The sequence below is a fragment of the Hymenobacter sp. YIM 151858-1 genome (genome assembly GCF_025979705.1).
GTDB lineage: Bacteria > Bacteroidota > Bacteroidia > Cytophagales > Hymenobacteraceae > Solirubrum.
Genome location: NZ_CP110136.1, coordinates 3,976,805 through 3,995,049 on the forward strand (window position 1 = coordinate 3,976,805; position 18,245 = coordinate 3,995,049).

The window sequence follows — 18,245 nt, forward strand, 5'->3', positions numbered from 1 at the left end:
CAACAACCGCCAAACGGCGGCAAAGGTGCCGCAAAGGTACGGCGCGGCCATTAGTGCGTTAGGCTACGCTATCCGATCGAGCGAAGTGCGCTGGGGGTTGGCTTTGTACTCCGTTACGGTTTGGCCTGTAACCTGCCGGAACTGCGTGCTCAGGTGCTGCGAGCTGCTGTAGCGCAGCTCGTCGGCTATTTCGGCCAGGGTTTTCTCGCCGTAGCTGAGGAGCTCCTTCACGCGCTCAATTTTCAGGCGGATGAGGTATTTCTCGAGCGTAATGCCCACTACCCGCGAAAACAGCTTGCTCAGGTGCGCGTACGAGGCCTCGAACCGCTCGGCCAGGAAAGCCGAGGTGGTAAGCGGCACGCGGGCCGTGCGCAGGTGCTCCAGGTACTCGGCCAGGGCGGTTTTCACCTGCTCCACCACCTGCTCGTCTTTGCTCTTGAGCAGCTCGAAACCCTCGGCTTGCAGCAGCGGCTGCAGTTGCGCGTGGTCGGCGGGGGTATTGTCGTCGAGCACCACATGGCCCAGGGTTACCGCCAGCGGGTGCAGGCCTGCTTGCTCCAACACCGCTTTCACCGTGCTGATGCAGCGCGGGCAAACCATGTTTTTGATGTGTAGTTCGGTACTCACGCGGTGGGGTTGTTGCGGGGCGGGCGGGCTGCGGCGGGCTCGGCCGACCTAGGGGCCGCCGGGCGGCTATGGCGCTTGGGTTGCGGCGTGGGCGCCTCGGCCCAGGTGCGGCCAAACCAGTTGTCGGCGGCCCAGTTCACAAACGGTACCACCGCCAAAAAAGTGACACTCAGCAGAATGAACCACACGAAGGTGGCCCCGGCCAAGCGGCCGAAGAAACTGCTGTCGAGCCCAAACAAATACGCAACCAGGGCAAACGATAGTACCACACTAATGCCCAGCAGCAAGCCAGCCCGCCGGAGCAAGGGGCGGTACGCAAACGCAGCAGGCGACGAACGACGACGGGGAGCAGCCATGACGCAAAGATATTAGCTGGCAGCCGCGCGCACCTAGGGCCCAGCAACCAGGCGGCGTAGGTAGCCAAGGACTGCAAAACCAGCTACATAACCAATCCACCGAAAGGACGTTTGTGCTAGCATGGCGTTACCGCTGGCATGGCGTTACCGCTGGGCTTAGCGGTTGCGTATATTGCCCCGACACTATTTATCTACTCCCTCACTGCCATGAACACCTCCTCCAACCTGCTGCGCCCCTTCCGGTACCTGGGCGCGGCGCTGCTGCTGGCCGCAGGCCTTGCAGCCTGCAGCACCGGCACCGAATCGGGCGACACGAACGTGGAGCGCGGCCACGAAAAAGAAGCCCTCGACCCCGGCGCCGGCCACCCCTCGGGTGGCGTGGATAGCGCCCGCCTGCAACGCGACACCGCCACCAGCCTGCGCGAGCGGCAATACCAGCAGGCCCGCCAAGCCAAAGACCGCAACAACGACGGCCGCGCCGACTAACCCGCCGCCCTTGCTGCCAAGCACAACAAGGCCCCGCTACCACCTAGGGAGCGGGGCCTTGTTGCGTGCAGGCGGATGTGCCGCGAGGCTTAGCGGAACGAAATGTCGCCCGGAATCAGGCCTACGCTAAACGAGTCGATGGCCGTGCCGGAGCTGTTGTAGCGGATGGCCCGGCCATCGGCCGTGTACGAGCCCACCGTGCCGTACAGCTCGCCGTCGGTCGGATCGACGTTGATGGCCATAAAGCTGCGGCGGACAAACGGTGCCGTGGGCAGGGCCGTGGCCGTGCTGGGCAGGCGGTACACGGCGCCGCCGTAGCGGTAGTACAGCTGCGCGCCGTTGGGCGAGGTGCTCAGGTCGGCGGCGCCGCTCGAGGCGAAGGTGAAGCTACGGTGCAAGGCCGGCGTAGCGGGTGCAAAGCGGTGCAGCGCGGCCGGCGTTTTGGAAAGCACCGGGTAGTTGGGCGCGCCGCCGTAGCGGGTAATGCCACCGCACAGCACCCAAAGGTTGCCGTCTACATCCTTCACCAGGTTCTGGGGGCCATCGGAAAAAACAAGGGTGGCCTCGGCGGCGTCGGTAGCGGTGTTGATGACGGTTACGGTGTTCTCATCGGAGTTGGGCACGTACAGCTTGCCGTTGGCCAGCAGTGGCTGCTCGGGGTTGCGGCCTACGGTAATGGTTTTGGTTACCTGGTTGGTCGTCAGGTCGATAACCGACACGCGCCCGGCGGTGTAGTTGGGGTAGCTGCCTTGCCACTCGGTGAGGTAGGCCTTGTTGGCGGGGCCGGCCACCACGTAGCGCGGCTGCGAGAGGTTGCTGATTTGCGCTACCGAGCGGAAGTCGGCCGCATTCACAATCTCCACCTTGCCGCTGTTGTTGGCCACGATGTAGAGCTTGTCGCCGATAGCCGTTACGGACTGCACCACGTCGCCGGCGGCGCGGCCGTTGGCGCGCCGGAAGGGGTCTTTGTCGGCTTGCTTACTGGGCTTGTCGTAGGCCGTAACCGAGCCGCTGGGCGTGCCAAAGTTGCCTTGGTTGGCCACGTACACCGCTTTGGTTACCTGCGGGGCGGGTTGCTCGTCTTCTTTTTCGGAGGGGTTGCAGGCCCCCAGCACAAGGGCCGTTACGGCCAGGGCGGGTAGCCACGGGCGGCGCATCAGAAGTTGCATAATAGCAGAGTAAGGGTAATGAATGAGAAGAAGGATTTCGGCAGAAAGTACCTAGTGCCAGCCCAGGCGCAGGCTTACCATGCCCGAGCGGCCCGGCATGGCCCGGCCGGCGTAGTTCTGGTAGCTTTGGTTGGTGAGGTTGTAGCCTTGCACCAGGCCTGTGAGGGTGTAGCGCCCTAGGTGCACGGTGCGGCCGGCGCTGGCATGCAGCAAGGCATAGCCCGGCAGGTAGTCGTCGGCCGAGGCCGTGGTGTAGCGGTACCCCGTAAACACGCCGTTGAGGGCCAGCTGCCAGTTGCGCCACCCGTGCTGCGTACCCACCGCGGCCGAGTGCAGCGGCACGTAGCGTAGCTGGTTGCCCACGGGGTCGAGGTCGGCCGCGTAGCCGCTCACCTTGCGGGCTTGCGTGTAGGCGTAGGCCGCCGTAGCACTCAGCCGGTAAGCCCCCAGGCGCAGCTGGGCCTGCGTGCTGGCCTCGATGCCGCGGCTCCGCACCCGCCGCACGTTGCGCGGGGCCAGCACGCCGCCCGCCGGAATCCACTCTACCCAGTTATCAACCAGTAAGTGGTAGGCCGTAAGGTCGGCTTGCACAGCCACGGGCAGCCGGGTGCCCAGCTGGCCTTCGTAGTGCAAGCCGCTTTCGTAGCCCACGCCGGTTTCGGGCCGCAAATCGGGGCGCGCTACGCCGCCCCAGTACCGTTCGTTCAGGGTGGGGGCGCGGTAGCTGCGGGCCGCATTGGCCTTCAGCCACAGCTGCTGATGCTGCGTACGCCACAACTGGTATTCGGTACCTAGGGTAGGGGCCAAAGGGGCGCGCCGGCCGGGCAGCACGGCCTGGCGGGCATTCAGGGTAAGGCGCAGGCGGGCCGTGGGGTCGTAGCGCAGCAGGGCGATGCCGGCGTAGCGCTGCTCGGTAATGTGCCGCCGGTAGCCATCCACATCGGCCACAAAGTGCTGGGCCTCGGCCCCCAGGCGCAGGCTGGCGTTGGGCCGCCACTGCAGGGTGTGCTCGGCCTGGGCCTGCCACACCGCCGTAGCCGAGTTGCTGGGCTGCACCTGGTCGTTGTAGTAGCGAATGTTGTCGGCGAAGCGGGCGGCGCGCACGGCGGTTTCGCTGCGGGCGCCGCGCCGGCGGTACCCCAGTACCAGGCGGCCGCTTTCGTCTTGCTGCCGGGCGTGCGCATCGGCCGAGCCGATGGCGGGCTGAATCTGGCGGTCGGAGCGCGTAAACCAGGCCGAGGCCGTCAGCTCCGACGTTGGGCTGAGCTGCACATTCAGCTGCTGCGTGAAGCTGCTCTGCTGCAAGGCCGCGCTGGCTTGCCGGTGCCGCACCGGCCCCCCGAAATCGAGGGCCGTGTACGGGAAGTTGTTTTCGGCCGAGCGCACCAGCAAGCTGGTTTGCACGGCCACGTGCGCGTCGCGGTGGCTGCCCTCGAAGCTAACTGCGCCGTAGCCGAAGCTGCCGGCCTCCAAGGTGGCGCTTACCTGCTGGCCCAGCCGGGGCGCGGCCGGGCCCAGCACCACGGCCCCGCCCATAGCACCAGTGCCGTACAGCGCGGCGGCGGGCCCGTGCTGCACGCTCACCTGGCCCACCGAGGCCACCGGCAACAGCGCCATATCGGCCTCGCCGAGGGTCGGGAAGTTTACGCTGAAGCCGTTCCAGAGCACCGCGGTATGCCGACCCGAAGTGCCCCGAATAGATAAAGTAGCCAACTGCCCCGGCCCGTAGGTGCGCAGGTACAGCGGCGTGCGGGCCGACAGGGCATCGGCCACCGAGGCCGACTTAAACGGCACCAGCGCGGCCGAATCGAGCACGGTAAAGCGGCTGCCGGCGGCGTAGCGCGTGGGGCGCTGGGCCTGCACCTGCACTGCGGGCAGCACGTGCCGGGCGGTATCGGGCGGGGCAGCAGGGGCGGGCCGCTGCGCCTGCGCCGCAGCCGAGGCGCCGAGCCACAAGGCCACCGTAGCCCAGCCGCCGCCCAGCCGCCGGAAAAGGGTAAAAGCGTACATCCGAACCAAAATTTTCGGGGTCGAAAAATTCGGTTCAGAACCCTGCGCGCCGCCGGTAAGGCCCCGCGCAAAGCCGAGTCAGAATCAGGAAAAAGAGCCCGTTGCGGCAACGCGGGGCCGAAATCGATTCATTCTCCGCCCGTCCTCCGCAGGCGCCGAACACTAAGAGTTGCGCGGGCAGGTCTCCTGACTTGCTTCGGCGCCGGGCGGCCTTCCCATTCCTCGGGCCCTAAGTGGCCGTCGTAGGAACAGTGGCGAAGAGGCTCGGCGCGGGTACGGTGAAGCTCACAGTTGCGGGGACAGTCGCCGAATTTCACGGCATTCCCTTTTCAGCCGCGCCCCCCAATCGGGGTTTGGCCACCCATGCACCGGCAAAGATACGCAGCGTTTCGGATTTGCTTGATTACGCGGTTTTCTTGCACCCCTGCGGTATTGCCGAGGTGCCGGTGGCCGCCGCCCGGCCCGGGCTGCGCGTATAGCCCCGCATGAAGCTCCTGCACGACTACTACCGCCAACCCGATGTGGTGGCCCTGGCCCGCGACCTGCTCGGCAAATACCTGTTCACTTGCATCGATGGGGTGCTCACGGGCGGCCGCATCGTCGAAACCGAGGCCTACGCCCACGTGGGCGACCAGGCCTGCCACTCGCACCTAGGGCGGTTTACCAAGCGCACCAGCGTGATGTACGAGGCCGGCGGCGTGGCCTACGTGTACCTGATTTACGGCCGCTACGCCTTGTTCAACATCATCACCAACGAAGCCGGCAAAGCCGATGCCGTGCTGATTCGGGGCCTCGAACCCACTGAGGGCGTGGCTGAAATGCAGCTGCGCCGCGGCCTCGCCGCCGTTACGCCCAAGCTCACGGCCGGCCCTGGCTTGCTCACGCAGGCCCTGGGCATCAGCACCAGGCACTACGGCACCGACCTCACGGGCAACCTCATCTGGCTCGAAGACCTAGGGGAGACGGTGCCCGACGAGCAAGTGCTAGCCAGCCCGCGCGTCGGCATCGATTACGCGGGTGACGATGCCGCGCTGCCGTGGCGCTTCCGCATCAGGGGCAATAAATGGACGAGCCCGGCCAAGTAGAAGGAGGAAGGAAGAATGAAGAAGGACGATGCGCCTAGGTTTCAGATGAAGGAAGAAGGAGGAATGAGGAAGGACGAACCAGATTGCCAATTCGTCCTTCCTCATTCCTCCTTCTTCCTTCACCCTAGCTCGTGTGGTTCAGCCTATCACAAACCAGTACGATGAGGCGGTTGCGCAAATCGGTGGTGGCCAGCAGGTACGTGGTGCCGCCCTCCCGAATGCCCGTGCGGTAGCGGAAATCGGCCACCGAGTCGGGGAAGTTACGCACGGTTACGTGGGCGCGCTGGTCGGCTTCGAGGTGGGCCAGCAGCTCTTTCTTATCGTACTTGCACACGGCCCGGCACTGGAATACGCGGCCGGGGAAATCCTCGCGTAGGGTGTGCGAGGTGTAGAGGTGGCTGTGCTGGTGCAGTTTCAGCAGGTTGTAGCTGGTGCCGATGCTCTTGAAGCCGCCGGCCTTGAGCACGGCCACGTTTGGCTCGTAAATGTACGTCTGGGGCTCGGCGTAGCGCGGCGTGGCCTTAGCTTCGCGGGTGCGGTTGGTCCGGAAGGTTTGCTCGCGCCCGTCGCGCAGCAGGTTCACGGTAAGTCGCTCCGGGTCGATGGCCGCTTCCTGGCCCAGCTCGTAGAGCACCTCTTTGCACTCGTTGTCCACGGCTACTACCCACAGCCGGCGCACGCGGCCCAGCTCCTGCAGGGCCTGCTCCACATCGAGCATGGGCGAAGTTTTCAGCAGCACGCGCTCGGCCTTGCGCAGCAGCAAGGGCAGCAGGCGCAGCACGTCGGGCTCGCAGTCGGCCAGCCGAAAGATCTTCTTGTCGGCGGTGTCGCGGCGGGCCGGGTCGAGGTAAATCCAATCGAAATAGCCGTCGGGCTGCTCGCGCAGCCACGCGGCGGCGTCGCCCGTGTGCACCTGCACGTTGCCGATACCTAGGGTGCCCAGGTTGTGGCGCACCACTTCGGCCAGCTGCGCGTTGCGCTCCACGTAGTGCACCTCGGCCACGTGCTGGGCAAAATGGCTGGCATCCACCCCAAAGCCACCGGTAAGGTCGGCAATGCGGGCGCCCGATACCAGCTCGGCCTTAAATGCGGCCGTTCGCGCCGACGAAGCCTGCTCTACCGACAACGCCGGCGGAAATACCAAATCGGGGTTGGCGGCCCAGGCGGGCAGTTTGGCTTTGGCTTTCTGGCGGGCCTGAATCTGCTGCACCAACTCACGTACGGGCAGATCGGGGTAGCGCCGGGCCTGCAAAGCCAGCGTAGCGGGGTCATCGTGCAGATGCTCGGCTACGTACTGCCGAGCCGCTGCCGACAGCGTTACATCCATCACAATCGAAAATGCGCTTGTACGGCGCTAAGGTAAAGGAGCCTGGGTTAGCGCAGCGTCCAGCCAACGAGCAGCTGCGGGCGGCCCGTCGGAGCCGTCACGCCCAGCACATCGGGCTTGGCCTGCATAAAGCCCATACGGCGCGCCGTGGGTAAGGTGGCGTTGTGTGCCTCTACCGCCCGAATAAAATGCTCGTTGGTGCGGTGGGTAATTAGCGCGTTGCTGAGCAGGCTGCCCAGGGCTACGCCAATGGCTACCTTTTGGGTGTTGTTGAAATATTGTTGCTCGTCGCCGCTCAGTACCTGCTGGGCGTACACGCCCACCGCGCCTGCAAACACGGCCCGCTCGCCCAGCAGCATCCACTTCTGGCGGCGGTAGCGGTTGAGGCTGGCCAACGCTTCGGCATCGTGCGCTACGTAGGGGCGCAGACGCTGGCCAAAGAAGCCCGCGTTCTGGTAATCCTCGGTGTTGCCCGTTGCAAACCAGAAGTTTTTCTGGCGGCCGTTCAGCCCGCGGTCCTGGTCTTCGGGGCTTAGCTTGATGTACTGCACCGGCTTTTTGGGCACTTGCGCATGTGCAACACCCGCCAGGCCCAATGCCAGCGGCAACGACAAAGCAAAACAGCGGCTTTTAGGTGCGAAAGCCAGCGAAAGGGAGAGGAGCATGGTACAAAGGTAGGTGGCAATTACCCAGAAATAATCATATCTCCGGATATAATCCGCTCAACACCAGCCCGCCCCGATACGTTCGGCAACTCCGAAGTTTACCTAGGGTAATTGCAGCTGCCGGGCCTGGCTGCCCCGCACCGCTACGTGCCACCTGCCAACGAACCAACGCATTATTAACGCAGCTGACACACGCTTTATTGCCGCCCTGTTACAGCTGAGCTGCTCTGGATGCCTGCCTGTTGTTTACTGGAAAAGGCCAACAAATTGGCTACCTTTGTGGTTGGATTGCGAAAATTCCAATATTATGGTTGAGACGACCTACCTACCCTACAAGGTAAAAGACATTTCGCTGGCCGAATGGGGCCGCAAGGAAATCCGTTTGGCCGAGGCCGAAATGCCGGGTCTGATGGCCTTGCGCGCGCAGTACGGCGCCAGCAAGCCGCTGCAGGGCGCCCGCATCGCCGGCTGCCTGCACATGACGATCCAGACGGCCGTGCTCATCGAGACGCTGCAGGCCCTAGGTGCTGATGTAACCTGGTCGTCGTGCAATATCTTCTCGACGCAGGACCACGCCGCTGCCGCTATTGCTGCTGCCGGTACGCCTGTGTACGCCTGGAAGGGCATGAACGAAGAGGAGTTCAACTGGTGCATCGAGCAAACGCTGTTCTTCGGCGAAGAGCGCCAGCCCCTGAACATGATCCTCGACGACGGCGGCGACCTCACCAACATGGTACTCGACCGCTACCCCGAGCTGGTGCCCGGCATCCGTGGTATTTCGGAAGAAACCACCACCGGCGTGCTGCGCCTCGTGGAGCGCATGAAGGCTGGCAAACTGCCCCTGCCCGCTATCAACATCAACGACTCGGTTACCAAGTCGAAGTTCGATAACAAGTACGGCTGCAAAGAGTCGGCCGTGGATGCTATCCGCCGCGCTACCGACATCATGATGGCCGGCAAAGTGGCTGTGGTAGCCGGTTACGGCGACGTTGGAAAAGGCACTGCAGCCTCGCTGCAAGGTGCTGGTGCCCGCGTAATCGTGACGGAAATCGACCCGATTTGCGCCCTGCAGGCTGCCATGGACGGCTTCGCGGTGAAGAAGATGAGCAACGCCATCAAGGAAGCCGACATCGTCATCACCACCACCGGCAACTGCGACATCGTAACGGAGGAGCACTTCCGGGCCTTGAAGGACAAGGCCATCGTCTGCAACATCGGCCACTTCGACGACGAAATTGACATGGCCTGGTTGAACAAGAACTACGGCCACACGAAAGACACCATTAAGCCCCAGGTTGACCTCTACACCATCGACGGCAAAGAGGTAATCGTTTTGGCCGAAGGTCGCTTGGTGAACCTGGGCTGCGCCACCGGCCACCCCTCGTTCGTAATGTCGAACTCATTCACGAATCAGACGCTGGCGCAGCTGGAGCTGTGGCAGAACCACGACAGCTACGAAAACAAGGTGTACACTCTGCCCAAGCACCTCGACGAGATGGTAGCCCGTCTGCACCTGGCCAAAATCGGCGTGGAGCTCGACGAGCTGAACGAGAAGCAGGCCAAGTACATCGGCGTAGCCGTGGAAGGCCCGTTCAAGTCGGACCTGTACCGCTACTAAGAGCAGCTTACATCAGCAAAAAGCCCCGCCTGAATCGTCAGGCGGGGCTTTTTTTATTCGGCTATCGTGTACCAGGGTATGTTCAGTTTGCCCGGCCACAGCATCATCCTGATACGTTGGCCGGGCTCCACTTGCTCGTAATAATCGGCTGATACGGTTACGTTGTGCGACTCGGCCCTAGGTCCCCAGGCTTCGAGCGTAAGGTGGTAGGTCGGTTTGTTTCCGCCGCCTATGTGTTTGCTTACCACTTGCACATCATACGTCGTCGGCTGTGCTGTATCAAAGGCAAAATTGTAGGCAGTGGTGGCGCTGTAGCCGTAAAGAGCTGCGAACAGCACGATGCTTACTGCGGTTGTGAGGCGGGCAGTGCCACGCAACAAAAAGTGCCGGTTACCAATCATCAGTAACAGCAGCAACCCCACCGATACCGTAATAAAAGCCGGCCACACGGAAGTATAGTCGAGCAGTGCATGATCGAAAGCAGACCGCGCCATTAAACCCAACGACGGCTGAAGCAGTGCAGGCCATGCTACCGGGCAGCCGCTGTTTTTGTTCTCGAGGATGCTTAGGGTTTTGGGATATACCCACAGCGCAATCAGGCAAAGCACAGGCACTGCTAGGCCAACTGCAATTGCCCATTGGTAAGGAACAGGTCGGAAGCTGAGCCAGATCATGCAAACGAAGCCTAAAATGTTGAGCGTCACGCTCGCTTTTCTGGCTGAGAGCAGCTGGTTTGCTCGTTCTGTCTCGTTCGAGCCTAAGCCAGCATCGTCGAGCAGAATACCTAGGGCTTCTTGTTGCTCCAGCATATCCAGGTTGGGAAACCGCTCCGCCAGCCAATGCAGCAACTCGGCAAACGACTCGGTAGAGGTGCCAATCTTGATCTTGGGCTGACCTGCCTGCCGCGGCACCACAAGAACGTAGTGGTTGTGCTCGATACGAAAGCCACGGATATCGGCAAACGCCAGCGCTTTGGTTTTGAGCGTGCCCACGCTAATCAGCTTGTCCTCGGTAACGATGAGACGCCAACGAGCAGCTTCGAACACGCAATAGCTAAAGAAAGCTGCCAAACCCAGACACACCGCCGACACAACGAGCACAAACGCTAACGGCAGTTTCTCTTCGTCATTCTCCAGCCAAATAAGCGCCGGAGAACACAGAAATGCTGCAATCATAGGTGCTGCAAGTATGTAGGAGAAGATGCGCCAACCTTTTGCGTAGCGGTATTCTTTGCTGGGGGCTTCCTGGTGCAGCGCTGTAGGCATAGCGGATAGGGTAGAGAGGAATGCAAAAAGAGTAGCAGCCTGGGTAGTTGGAAGTGAGGCGCACCAAGGCAGGGCTAAATTACCGCCTGGAGCGCACCAAGCCAATTTGCCGCAGGCAATTGCGGATATTTGCCGCCGCTATGCCCACCGTCCCGCTTTCCGTCGTCATCATCACGTTCAATGAAGAAGCCAACATCGGCCGTTGCCTGGCGGCCCTAGGTGATGTGGCCGACGACGTAGTGGTGGTCGACTCGGGCTCGACGGACCGCACCGTGGCTATCTGCCAGGAGCACGGTGCCTGCGTGGTGCATCATCCCTTTGCGGGCTACGTGCAGCAAAAGAACTTCGCCACCGCGCAGGCCCGCTACGACCACGTGCTGCAGCTCGACGCCGACGAAGTGCTGACCGACGAGCTACGAGCAGAAATCCAGCAGATCAAAGCAAACTGGCAGGCGGCCGGCTACACCTTGCCACGCCTTACCAACTACTGCGGCCACTGGGTGCGCTACGGCGGTTGGTACCCCGACCGCAAGCTGCGCCTCTACGACCGGCGCCTAGGGAGCTGGCAGGGCCACCTGCTGCACGAGCGGTACGAAGTAGCGGCCGGCCAGTCGGTGCACGCCTTGCGCCACGATTTACTGCATTACTCCTACGGCTCCATCGAGCAGCACCTGGCGCAGTTCAACCGCTTCAGCACCATTGGGGCCCAGGAGTTGGCGGCCAAGGGCAAGCGCACGGCCACGTGGCAGCTGTGGCTGAAGCCCGCCTGGAAGTTTGTGCACATGTACTTTTTGCGCCTAGGTATGCTCGATGGCTTTGCGGGCCTGAGCATCGCGTACCTCTCGGCTTGCAGCGTGTTCGTGAAGTATGCCAAGCTGCGCGTTATCAATCAGCAAGCTGCTGCCCGCCCATGAAAACGTTTATCATCAGCCGCACCGATGCCATTGGCGACGTGGTGCTGACACTGCCCTTGTGTGGCTGGCTGAAGCAGCAATACCCCGGCTGCCGCGTGGTTCTGTTAGGCCGCAGCTACACGCAGGCGGTAGCCGCTGCCTGCCCGGCGGTTGATGCGTTTTTGAACGACGACGAGCTGCGCCAATTACCCGAAGCCGAGCAGGTTGCCGCGTTGCAACAAGTGCAGGCCGATGCCATAGTACACGTGTTTCCGAACCGTCGCCTGGCTTCCTTGGCGCGTAAGGCCGGCATCAGCCACCGCATCGGCACGCGTAGCCGCTGGTTTCATTGGCTTACGTGCAACCGGTTGGTGGCACTCAGCCGCCGACACTCGCCGCTGCACGAGGCGCAGCTCAACTGCCAGCTGCTGCGCCCGCTTGGGCTGAACCACACGCCTGAGTTAGCCGACCTGCAGCCCCTAGGTAAGCTAAGGCCCGATGAGCCAGTGCCAGCCGACATTGCCGCCCTACTCGAGCGCGGCAGCAGCCAGCAACGCAACGTGGTGCTGCACCCCGGCTCGCGCGGCAGCGGCCGCGATTGGCCGCTCGAATTCTACGGCCAGCTCGCGCGCTTGCTGCATGCCCAGGGCCATCGGGTATTTATTACCGGCACCGCTGCCGAGGGCCAGCAGCTGCAGTCCTGGCTGCAGGAGCACGCTGCCTATTGCATCAACCTTACTGGCCGGCTTTCCCTAGGTCAGCTTATCGGGTTCATTGCTTGGGCCGATGGTTTGGTGGCAGCCAGTACCGGGCCAGTGCACCTGGCTGCTGCGCTTGGGAGGCATGCCCTAGGGTTGTTTGTGCCGATGCGCCCCATGCACCCCGGCCGTTGGGCACCGCTCGGCCCGCGGGCCGAATACCTCGTGCTCGATAAACCCGATTGCAATACCTGCCGGCACGATGCCTCGGTGTGCAGTTGTATCAGAACCATAGCGCCCGCAGCGGTGGCAGCACGTATTGAGGCTTGGCAGCCGCTCGCCGCGCAGTAGCTTTGGGCTGATGTTGTTTTCGGAGCTGCGCTCACCATCCATTGCCTCTGTGCTTGCCCGTTGGTACCGCAACGGCTACCTGTCGCAGTATCTGCTGCTGGTTGCCTGCGTGGGCGGCGTTGTGGGCTTGCTGTTTACGGCGCGGGCCTTTGTGGCCTTGGCACCCGTGGCGGCCGTGGTGGCTGCTGGCCTCAACCCCAACATTCGCCGCGAAGTACCTAGGTGGCTGCGCAACCGCGCTGCCTTGCGCTTGGCCGTTTTGTATGCATTGATGCCGCTTTCGTGGTGGTACACGCAGGATTGGCCGGTATGGCGCCACGAAGTGTACCGCCAGCTGCCGCTTATTGGCGTACCGCTGGCCTTTTGCCTGGCAGTGCCACTAAGCCGGCGGCAGCGCGTGGGCATCGGCGTGTTTTTTGTGCTGACCACGGCCCTGCTAGGAGCTGCCACCGTCGGGCGCTACCTGCTCAATCAGCAAGCGGCGCAAGACCTGATCCGGGTAGGGCAGAATGTGCCTTCCGTTTCGGGCATCTTCCACATCCACTTCGGTATTCTGCTGGCGCTGGCTGCTTTCCTGGCGGTACCGCTGAGCCGCTTGCCCGAGCTGCGCAAAGGCCCTAGGTGGTTGCTGCTGGCCGCCGGAGCCACAGCCGTAAGCAGCCTGCACATACTCGCCTATCGTACCGGCCTGATGGCTTTTTACCTGGCCCTTGTGGCTGTGGTGCTACTGTTGTTGCGGCGCCGGCCCCTGCTGGCATTGGGCATGGTGGCCCTAGGTGCCGCGCTGGCCCTGGGGGCCTATTACGGCCTGGCATCGGTGCAGGAGCGTGTAGCCAGCACCCTCTACGATCTGGAGCAGTACCAGCTGGGGCACGACATCAACCACTTTTCGCTGTCGCGGCGGCTGGCTGCCTGGCACAATGCCCTCGACATTGTGGCCCGGCACCCGTGGCTTGGCGTGGCCCCGGCCGATGTGCGCCACGCCCTGATGGAGCAATTTGCCGTGCGCACCTACGGCCTCGCGCCCGAAAACCGCGTGATGGTGCACAACCAATACTTGCACTACCTGGTAGGTGGGGGCGTAGTTGGCTTGGCCGTGTGGCTGTGGGTGCTTATTACGCCGCTGGTGCAACCCTCTTTGCGCCGCAATCCGTACGTGAGGTATTTCCTGCTGACTTTTGGCGCGGCGGCCCTGGCCGATTCGCTGCTGGAGCTGCAAATCGGGTTCAATTTGTTCGTCTTCCTCTACGGCTTTCTGGTAGTGGCGGCGGAGCGCCGGGCCCAACACCCTGACGCAACCCTCTGAGCCCTTCCTTTCGTTACATTTATCCGCGGCACTACCGCCGTGCGCTTGCCCGAATACTCCCTTTTATGAGCGACACTCCCGAACGGGTACCCAAACTGAGCAAGGAGGAGAAAGACCGCCGATTCCAGGCCGAGCTACTGCCCGTGCTGGATTCGCTGTACAACTTTGCCTACCGTCTCACCCTCGACGAGGACGATGCCAACGACCTCGTGCAGGAGACTTATCTGAAGGCCTACCGCTTCTTCGAGTACTTTGAGCCGGGAACCAACGCCAAAGCGTGGCTGTTTCGCATCCTGAAAAACTCGTTCATCAACGACTTCCGGAAGAAGAGTAAGCAACCCGCCAAGGTCGACTACAGCGAGATTGAGGGCTACTACAACACCGAGGAAGTTGATGCCGAAGGCGACACGGGTTCTACCTCGCCCGACTTGCGCCAGCAGGCCACCCGCGACCTGATCGGCGACGAAGTAGCCAGTGCCTTGAATTCGCTGCCGGTGGATTTTCGCACCGTTATCATTCTCTGCGACCTGGAAGGTTTTACCTACGAGGAGATGGCTAAAGTGCTGGACATTCCGATTGGAACGGTTCGCTCGCGTTTGCACCGTGCCCGTAATTTCCTCAAGGACAAGCTCGAACGCTACGCAAAAAAAATGGGCTACGGCAACGATTCCGGCGAAGTCGATGTTGCCGAAGCGTACGACGAAGATGAAGACTAAGTACATTTAACCCTCTCCTCCACCACATTACTCCTCTGTTATGGCCACGAAGTCTACACCCAACCAACTAGGCGCTGCTGCCGCTACTGCCACCGGCGCCGACTGTGAGCGTGTGAATACTATTCTCGATCAAATCATCGTGGGCCAGGAGCCCAACGTGGAAGACGAGGAATACTTCGTTAACCATGCAGAAGATTGCTCGCCGTGCTTCGATAGCATTGACAAGCAGCGTGTTTTCGTCGACTTCCTGAACCAGTACGTAGGCCGCAAAGGAGTGCCCGCTGGTCTTTCTGCAAACATTCTAGCGCGAGTGCAGTCCGAAAAGGTCTAATTTTGCCCCATGCAGGGGAAGATTATCGCCTTTTCGGCGCCGTCAGGCGCTGGTAAAACCACCATCGTCCATCGGCTCATGGAGCGAATTCCGGAGCTGAGCTTTTCCATCTCGGCGTGCACGCGCGACCGGCGCGGCCGCACCGAGCAGAACGGCAAGGACTACTACTTCATTACGGTTCAGGAGTTTCAGGAGAAAATCCGCCACGATGAGTTCGTGGAGTGGGAGGAAGTCTACGAAGGCTCCTACTACGGAACCCTGAAGTCCGAAATCGAGCGCATCTGGGGCGGCGGCAAGCACGCCATCCTCGATATCGATGTAAAAGGAGGCTTAAGCGTAAAGGAGTTTTACAAAGACCGCGCGCTGTGCATCTTCGTAAAGCCCCCGTCGTTGGAGGTGCTGGAGCAGCGCCTGAAAGCGCGCGCCACCGATTCGGCTTCAAGCATTTCGGCCCGCCTCTACAAAGCTAATTTCGAGCTGACGTTTGAAGACCGGTTTGATGCCGTCATCGTGAACGACGACCTGGACCAAGCCACCGCGCAAGCCGAAAAGCTGGTGCGCGACTTCATTACGGCTGAGCTGGCTATTGTGTGATGAGCACTCCGCGGCGCGTAGGCTTGCTTTTTGGGTCGTTCAACCCCATCCATATCGGGCACCTGATCCTGGCTAATTACATGGCTACCCAAACCGACCTCGATGCGGTTTGGCTGGTGGTGTCGCCGCAGAGCCCGTTTAAAGTAGGGGAGGAGCTACTGCCCGAGCAGGAGCGTTTGGCTTTGGTAAACCTCGCCATTGCCGGCAATCCGCAGCTGCAAGCCTCCGATGTGGAGTTCGGCATGCCCCGCCCAAGCTACACCATTGATACTCTCGACGAACTGCGTGCCCGCCATCCGGGCACGCAGTTTGTGCTTTTGATGGGTGGCGACAACCTGCCCGGCCTTCCTAGGTGGAAAGCGGCCGAGCGGCTGCTCTCGGAGGTCGACATTTACGTGTACCCCCGGCCCGGAGCAGATTTACCGGCCGAGTTGCCTGCCAACGTGCGCCTGGTACCGGCCCCGTTGCTCGATATTTCCGCTACGTTCATCCGCGCTACCGTGCGGGCAGGCAAATCGATTCGTTACCTGGTGCCCGATGCCGTGCTGCAACGCATCCGGGAGGCCCGGCACTGGGCATAAGTGTAAACCAGTATTAACAACTCCTAATAACACGAAGGCCCGGCTGCGACAGCAACCGGGCCTTCGTGTTTTTTGCAGCAACGAAGTGCTTAGATCGTCATGATCTCGGCTTCCTTCTTGCTCATCAGCTCATCGATTTTTACGATGTAGCTGTCGGTGTATTTCTGCACTTTGGCTTCCGCGTCCTTCACCGAATCCTCCGCAGCGCCGTCTTTCAGCAGCTTGCGCAACGAGTCGTTTACATCCTTGCGGATGCCGCGGATACGGATTTTGCCGTTTTCAGCTTCGTTCTTCACCTGCTTCACTAGGTCGCGGCGGCGCTCCTCGGTCATGGGGGGCAAATTCAGGCGCACCGAATCAGCGTCCATCACCGGGTTCAGGCCCAGGTCGCTGTTCTTAATGGCTTTCGAAATCTCGCCCAGCATGTTTTTCTCCCACGGCCGGATTACCAGCGAGCGGGCATCGGGGGCCGATACGTTGGCCACCTGCGCCACGGGGGTAGGCGTGCCGTAGTAGTCCACACGCAACGAATCGAGCATGGTAGGGGTGGCCTTACCGGCCCGAATGCGCGACAGCTCGGTACTGGTGTGCTGCAGTGCTTTGCTCATCGACTCCTCGGCGTCGCTCAGGTACAGCTGAATTTCTTCGTCCACTTCTGAAAAATTAAATGTTAAAAGTTGAGAGCTGCGTGCCGCAGCTGCTTAAGGCTTTGTTGTGGCCGGCACCTAGGCTTGTTCAGCTTGCTGCGTCGAAGCGCGCTTCAGGTCCGAAGCCAGGCTGGTGCCGGGCTGAGCGCCGGCCGCTTGGTTGCCGTTCATCGTAACCAACGTGCCTACGGTTTCGCCTTGGGCCAGCTTGAGCAAATTGCCCCCTTTGTTCATGTCGAACACAATAATGGGCAAATTATTCTCCTTGCAGAGCGTAAAGGCCGTCATGTCCATCACGTTCAGGTTCTTCTCCATCACCTCGTCGAAGGTAATCTGCGGATAGCGGGTGGCCGAAGGGTCTTTCTCGGGGTCGGCGGTGTAAATGCCGTCAACGCGGGTGCCTTTCAGTACCACATCGGCTTCTACCTCAATGGCCCGCAACGAAGCAGCCGAATCGGTGGTGAAGTAGGGCGAGCCGATGCCCGCGCCAAAAATTACCACGCGGCCTTTCTCGAGGTGGCGCAAAGCCCGCCGCCGAATGTAAGGCTCGCACACGCGCTGGATGGTAACGCCCGAAAGCAGGCGCGTAGGGATGCCCAGCTTCTCCAGAGCACTTTGCAGGGCCATGGAGTTGATAACCGTGGCCAGCATACCCATGTAGTCGCCCTGCACCCGGTCGAGGCCGAAAGCTTCGGCCTGTACGCCCCGGAAGATATTGCCGCCGCCGATAACCACAGCTACTTGCACGCCCAGCTGCGCCACAGCCCGGATTTCCTCGGCGTACTGCATCAGGCGCTCGGCATCGATGCCGTATTGTTGCCGGCCCATGAGGGCCTCGCCGCTCAGCTTTAGCAGAATTCGGTTGTACTTCAACGTTCTCAGATTAGGTTGTTTAACTTTTGCTAAGCGACACGGGCCTAGGTAGTAATAGCGGGCAGCCGGTTAGGCAAACAGCACCAGCACCTGGCCTTTGGTTACGTTGTCGCGCAGGCTCACTTTTACGGCGCTTACCACCCCATCGCCGGGCGACTTCAGGATGTTTTCCATCTTCATGGCTTCCAGTACCAGCAAAGCGTCGCCTTTTTGCACGGCTTGGCCAGGCGTCACCCGGATGTCGACAATCAGGCCAGGCATGGGGGCTTTCACCTCGTTGATTTTGTTGCTGGCAGCCTCGCTCATGCCTAGCTTTTCGAGCAACAGATCGAAGCGGTCTTTGACTTGCAGGTCAAAGCGTTGCCCGTTCAGTTTCAAGCTAACCTGCTTGCTCGCCGCATCCATTTCCAGGAGCTCGGCAGAGTAGGAGCGCCCCTCCCACAGCAAGTGGTAGCGGCCCGCACCTAGGCTTACCAAGTCCCAGCCGAACGGCTCGCCATCAACGCTGATTTCGTTTGGTTTGAAATCGATATTCCAAGACTGTTGGGAGCCGGTACGGACCTGTAGCATGCGGGTGAAAATGTGGGGTGGAAAGCAGCGGAAAAGGGCTTAAAGATAGGCGTAATCTGAAATTATTTCGGAACTTC

The 18,245-nt window shown here is 61.5% G+C and carries 20 protein-coding genes and 1 riboswitch; of the genes, 10 read left to right on the forward strand and 10 right to left on the reverse strand.

Features of this window, described 5'->3' with window-relative positions:
* Positions 1–63: 63 nt before the first annotated feature.
* Both OIS50_RS17585 and OIS50_RS17590 read right to left on the reverse strand, forming a co-directional pair.
* A complete protein-coding gene (locus OIS50_RS17585) occupies positions 64–627 on the reverse strand; it encodes a helix-turn-helix domain-containing protein (protein WP_264691945.1) in 564 nt (187 codons plus the stop codon).
* A complete protein-coding gene (locus tag OIS50_RS17590) occupies positions 624–983 on the reverse strand; it encodes a hypothetical protein (protein ID WP_264691946.1) in 360 nt (119 codons plus the stop codon). The genes OIS50_RS17585 and OIS50_RS17590 overlap by 4 nt, the downstream gene beginning before the upstream one ends.
* A gap of 207 nt (positions 984–1,190) precedes the next feature.
* Here OIS50_RS17590 and OIS50_RS17595 point away from each other — a divergent pair, with 207 nt between their 5' ends.
* Entirely contained in the window at positions 1,191–1,469 is a 279-nt protein-coding gene (locus OIS50_RS17595; protein WP_264691947.1) for a hypothetical protein, read from the forward strand.
* Positions 1,470–1,558: 89 nt separating this feature from the next.
* On the opposite strand, the gene OIS50_RS17600 is transcribed toward OIS50_RS17595, so the two are convergent.
* Both OIS50_RS17600 and OIS50_RS17605 read right to left on the reverse strand, forming a co-directional pair.
* Positions 1,559–2,638, reverse strand: a complete 1,080-nt coding sequence (locus OIS50_RS17600) for a YncE family protein (protein WP_264691948.1) — start codon at positions 2,636–2,638, stop codon at positions 1,559–1,561.
* Between the two features lie 51 nt (positions 2,639–2,689).
* The gene (locus OIS50_RS17605) at positions 2,690–4,648 is read right to left on the reverse strand and encodes a TonB-dependent receptor (protein ID WP_264691949.1); all 1,959 of its coding nucleotides are present in this window, start codon (positions 4,646–4,648) and stop codon (positions 2,690–2,692) included.
* 159 nt (positions 4,649–4,807) lie between these two features.
* Positions 4,808–5,028: riboswitch (cobalamin riboswitch) on the reverse strand.
* 105 nt (positions 5,029–5,133) lie between these two features.
* On the opposite strand from OIS50_RS17605, the gene OIS50_RS17610 reads away from it, so the two are divergent.
* Positions 5,134–5,733: a DNA-3-methyladenine glycosylase gene (locus OIS50_RS17610; protein WP_264691950.1), complete on the forward strand. Its 600-nt coding sequence runs from the start codon at positions 5,134–5,136 to the stop codon at positions 5,731–5,733.
* A 124-nt stretch (positions 5,734–5,857) separates the two neighbouring features.
* Here the strand turns inward: OIS50_RS17610 and OIS50_RS17615 are convergent, their stop codons facing one another.
* The gene (locus OIS50_RS17615; RefSeq protein WP_264691951.1) at positions 5,858–7,060 is read right to left on the reverse strand and encodes a class I SAM-dependent methyltransferase; all 1,203 of its coding nucleotides are present in this window, start codon (positions 7,058–7,060) and stop codon (positions 5,858–5,860) included.
* A gap of 47 nt (positions 7,061–7,107) precedes the next feature.
* Positions 7,108–7,725 (reverse strand): hypothetical protein, encoded by a 618-nt coding sequence (locus OIS50_RS17620; protein WP_264691952.1) that lies wholly within the window; start codon positions 7,723–7,725, stop codon positions 7,108–7,110.
* Positions 7,726–8,032: 307 nt separating this feature from the next.
* On the opposite strand from OIS50_RS17620, the gene ahcY reads away from it, so the two are divergent.
* Positions 8,033–9,343 carry an adenosylhomocysteinase gene (ahcY, locus tag OIS50_RS17625; protein WP_264691953.1) on the forward strand — a complete coding sequence of 437 codons (1,311 nt, stop codon included), beginning with the start codon at positions 8,033–8,035 and terminating at the stop codon, positions 9,341–9,343.
* A gap of 53 nt (positions 9,344–9,396) precedes the next feature.
* Here the strand turns inward: ahcY and OIS50_RS17630 are convergent, their stop codons facing one another.
* On the reverse strand, positions 9,397–10,608 hold the full coding sequence (locus OIS50_RS17630; protein ID WP_264691954.1) for a hypothetical protein: 1,212 nt from the start codon (positions 10,606–10,608) through the stop codon (positions 9,397–9,399).
* A 140-nt stretch (positions 10,609–10,748) separates the two neighbouring features.
* Here OIS50_RS17630 and OIS50_RS17635 point away from each other — a divergent pair, with 140 nt between their 5' ends.
* From OIS50_RS17635 to nadD, 7 genes are all read left to right on the forward strand, one after another.
* Positions 10,749–11,522 carry a glycosyltransferase family 2 protein gene (locus OIS50_RS17635; protein ID WP_264691955.1) on the forward strand — a complete coding sequence of 258 codons (774 nt, stop codon included), beginning with the start codon at positions 10,749–10,751 and terminating at the stop codon, positions 11,520–11,522.
* Positions 11,519–12,550 carry a glycosyltransferase family 9 protein gene (locus tag OIS50_RS17640; protein ID WP_264691956.1) on the forward strand — a complete coding sequence of 344 codons (1,032 nt, stop codon included), beginning with the start codon at positions 11,519–11,521 and terminating at the stop codon, positions 12,548–12,550. Before OIS50_RS17635 ends, OIS50_RS17640 begins: the two co-directional genes overlap by 4 nt.
* A gap of 49 nt (positions 12,551–12,599) precedes the next feature.
* A complete protein-coding gene (locus OIS50_RS17645) occupies positions 12,600–13,856 on the forward strand; it encodes an O-antigen ligase family protein (protein WP_264691958.1) in 1,257 nt (418 codons plus the stop codon).
* Positions 13,857–13,921: 65 nt separating this feature from the next.
* Positions 13,922–14,572, forward strand: coding sequence for a sigma-70 family RNA polymerase sigma factor (locus OIS50_RS17650; protein WP_264691960.1), 651 nt, complete (start codon positions 13,922–13,924; stop codon positions 14,570–14,572).
* 40 nt (positions 14,573–14,612) lie between these two features.
* Positions 14,613–14,903: a hypothetical protein gene (locus OIS50_RS17655; protein ID WP_264691962.1), complete on the forward strand. Its 291-nt coding sequence runs from the start codon at positions 14,613–14,615 to the stop codon at positions 14,901–14,903.
* A gap of 9 nt (positions 14,904–14,912) precedes the next feature.
* A complete protein-coding gene (gene gmk, locus OIS50_RS17660; RefSeq protein ID WP_119445967.1) occupies positions 14,913–15,497 on the forward strand; it encodes a guanylate kinase in 585 nt (194 codons plus the stop codon).
* Positions 15,497–16,078 (forward strand): nicotinate (nicotinamide) nucleotide adenylyltransferase, encoded by a 582-nt coding sequence (gene nadD, locus OIS50_RS17665; RefSeq protein WP_264691964.1) that lies wholly within the window; start codon positions 15,497–15,499, stop codon positions 16,076–16,078. The genes gmk and nadD overlap by 1 nt, the downstream gene beginning before the upstream one ends.
* Before the next feature lie 89 nt (positions 16,079–16,167).
* On the opposite strand, the gene frr is transcribed toward nadD, so the two are convergent.
* From frr to OIS50_RS17680, 3 genes are all read right to left on the reverse strand, one after another.
* Positions 16,168–16,731: a ribosome recycling factor gene (gene frr, locus OIS50_RS17670; protein WP_264691965.1), complete on the reverse strand. Its 564-nt coding sequence runs from the start codon at positions 16,729–16,731 to the stop codon at positions 16,168–16,170.
* Positions 16,732–16,803: 72 nt separating this feature from the next.
* Positions 16,804–17,598 (reverse strand): UMP kinase, encoded by a 795-nt coding sequence (pyrH, locus tag OIS50_RS17675; protein WP_264691966.1) that lies wholly within the window; start codon positions 17,596–17,598, stop codon positions 16,804–16,806.
* 69 nt (positions 17,599–17,667) lie between these two features.
* Positions 17,668–18,168: an acyl-CoA carboxylase biotin carboxyl carrier protein subunit gene (locus OIS50_RS17680; RefSeq protein ID WP_264691967.1), complete on the reverse strand. Its 501-nt coding sequence runs from the start codon at positions 18,166–18,168 to the stop codon at positions 17,668–17,670.
* Positions 18,169–18,245 lie beyond the last annotated feature (77 nt).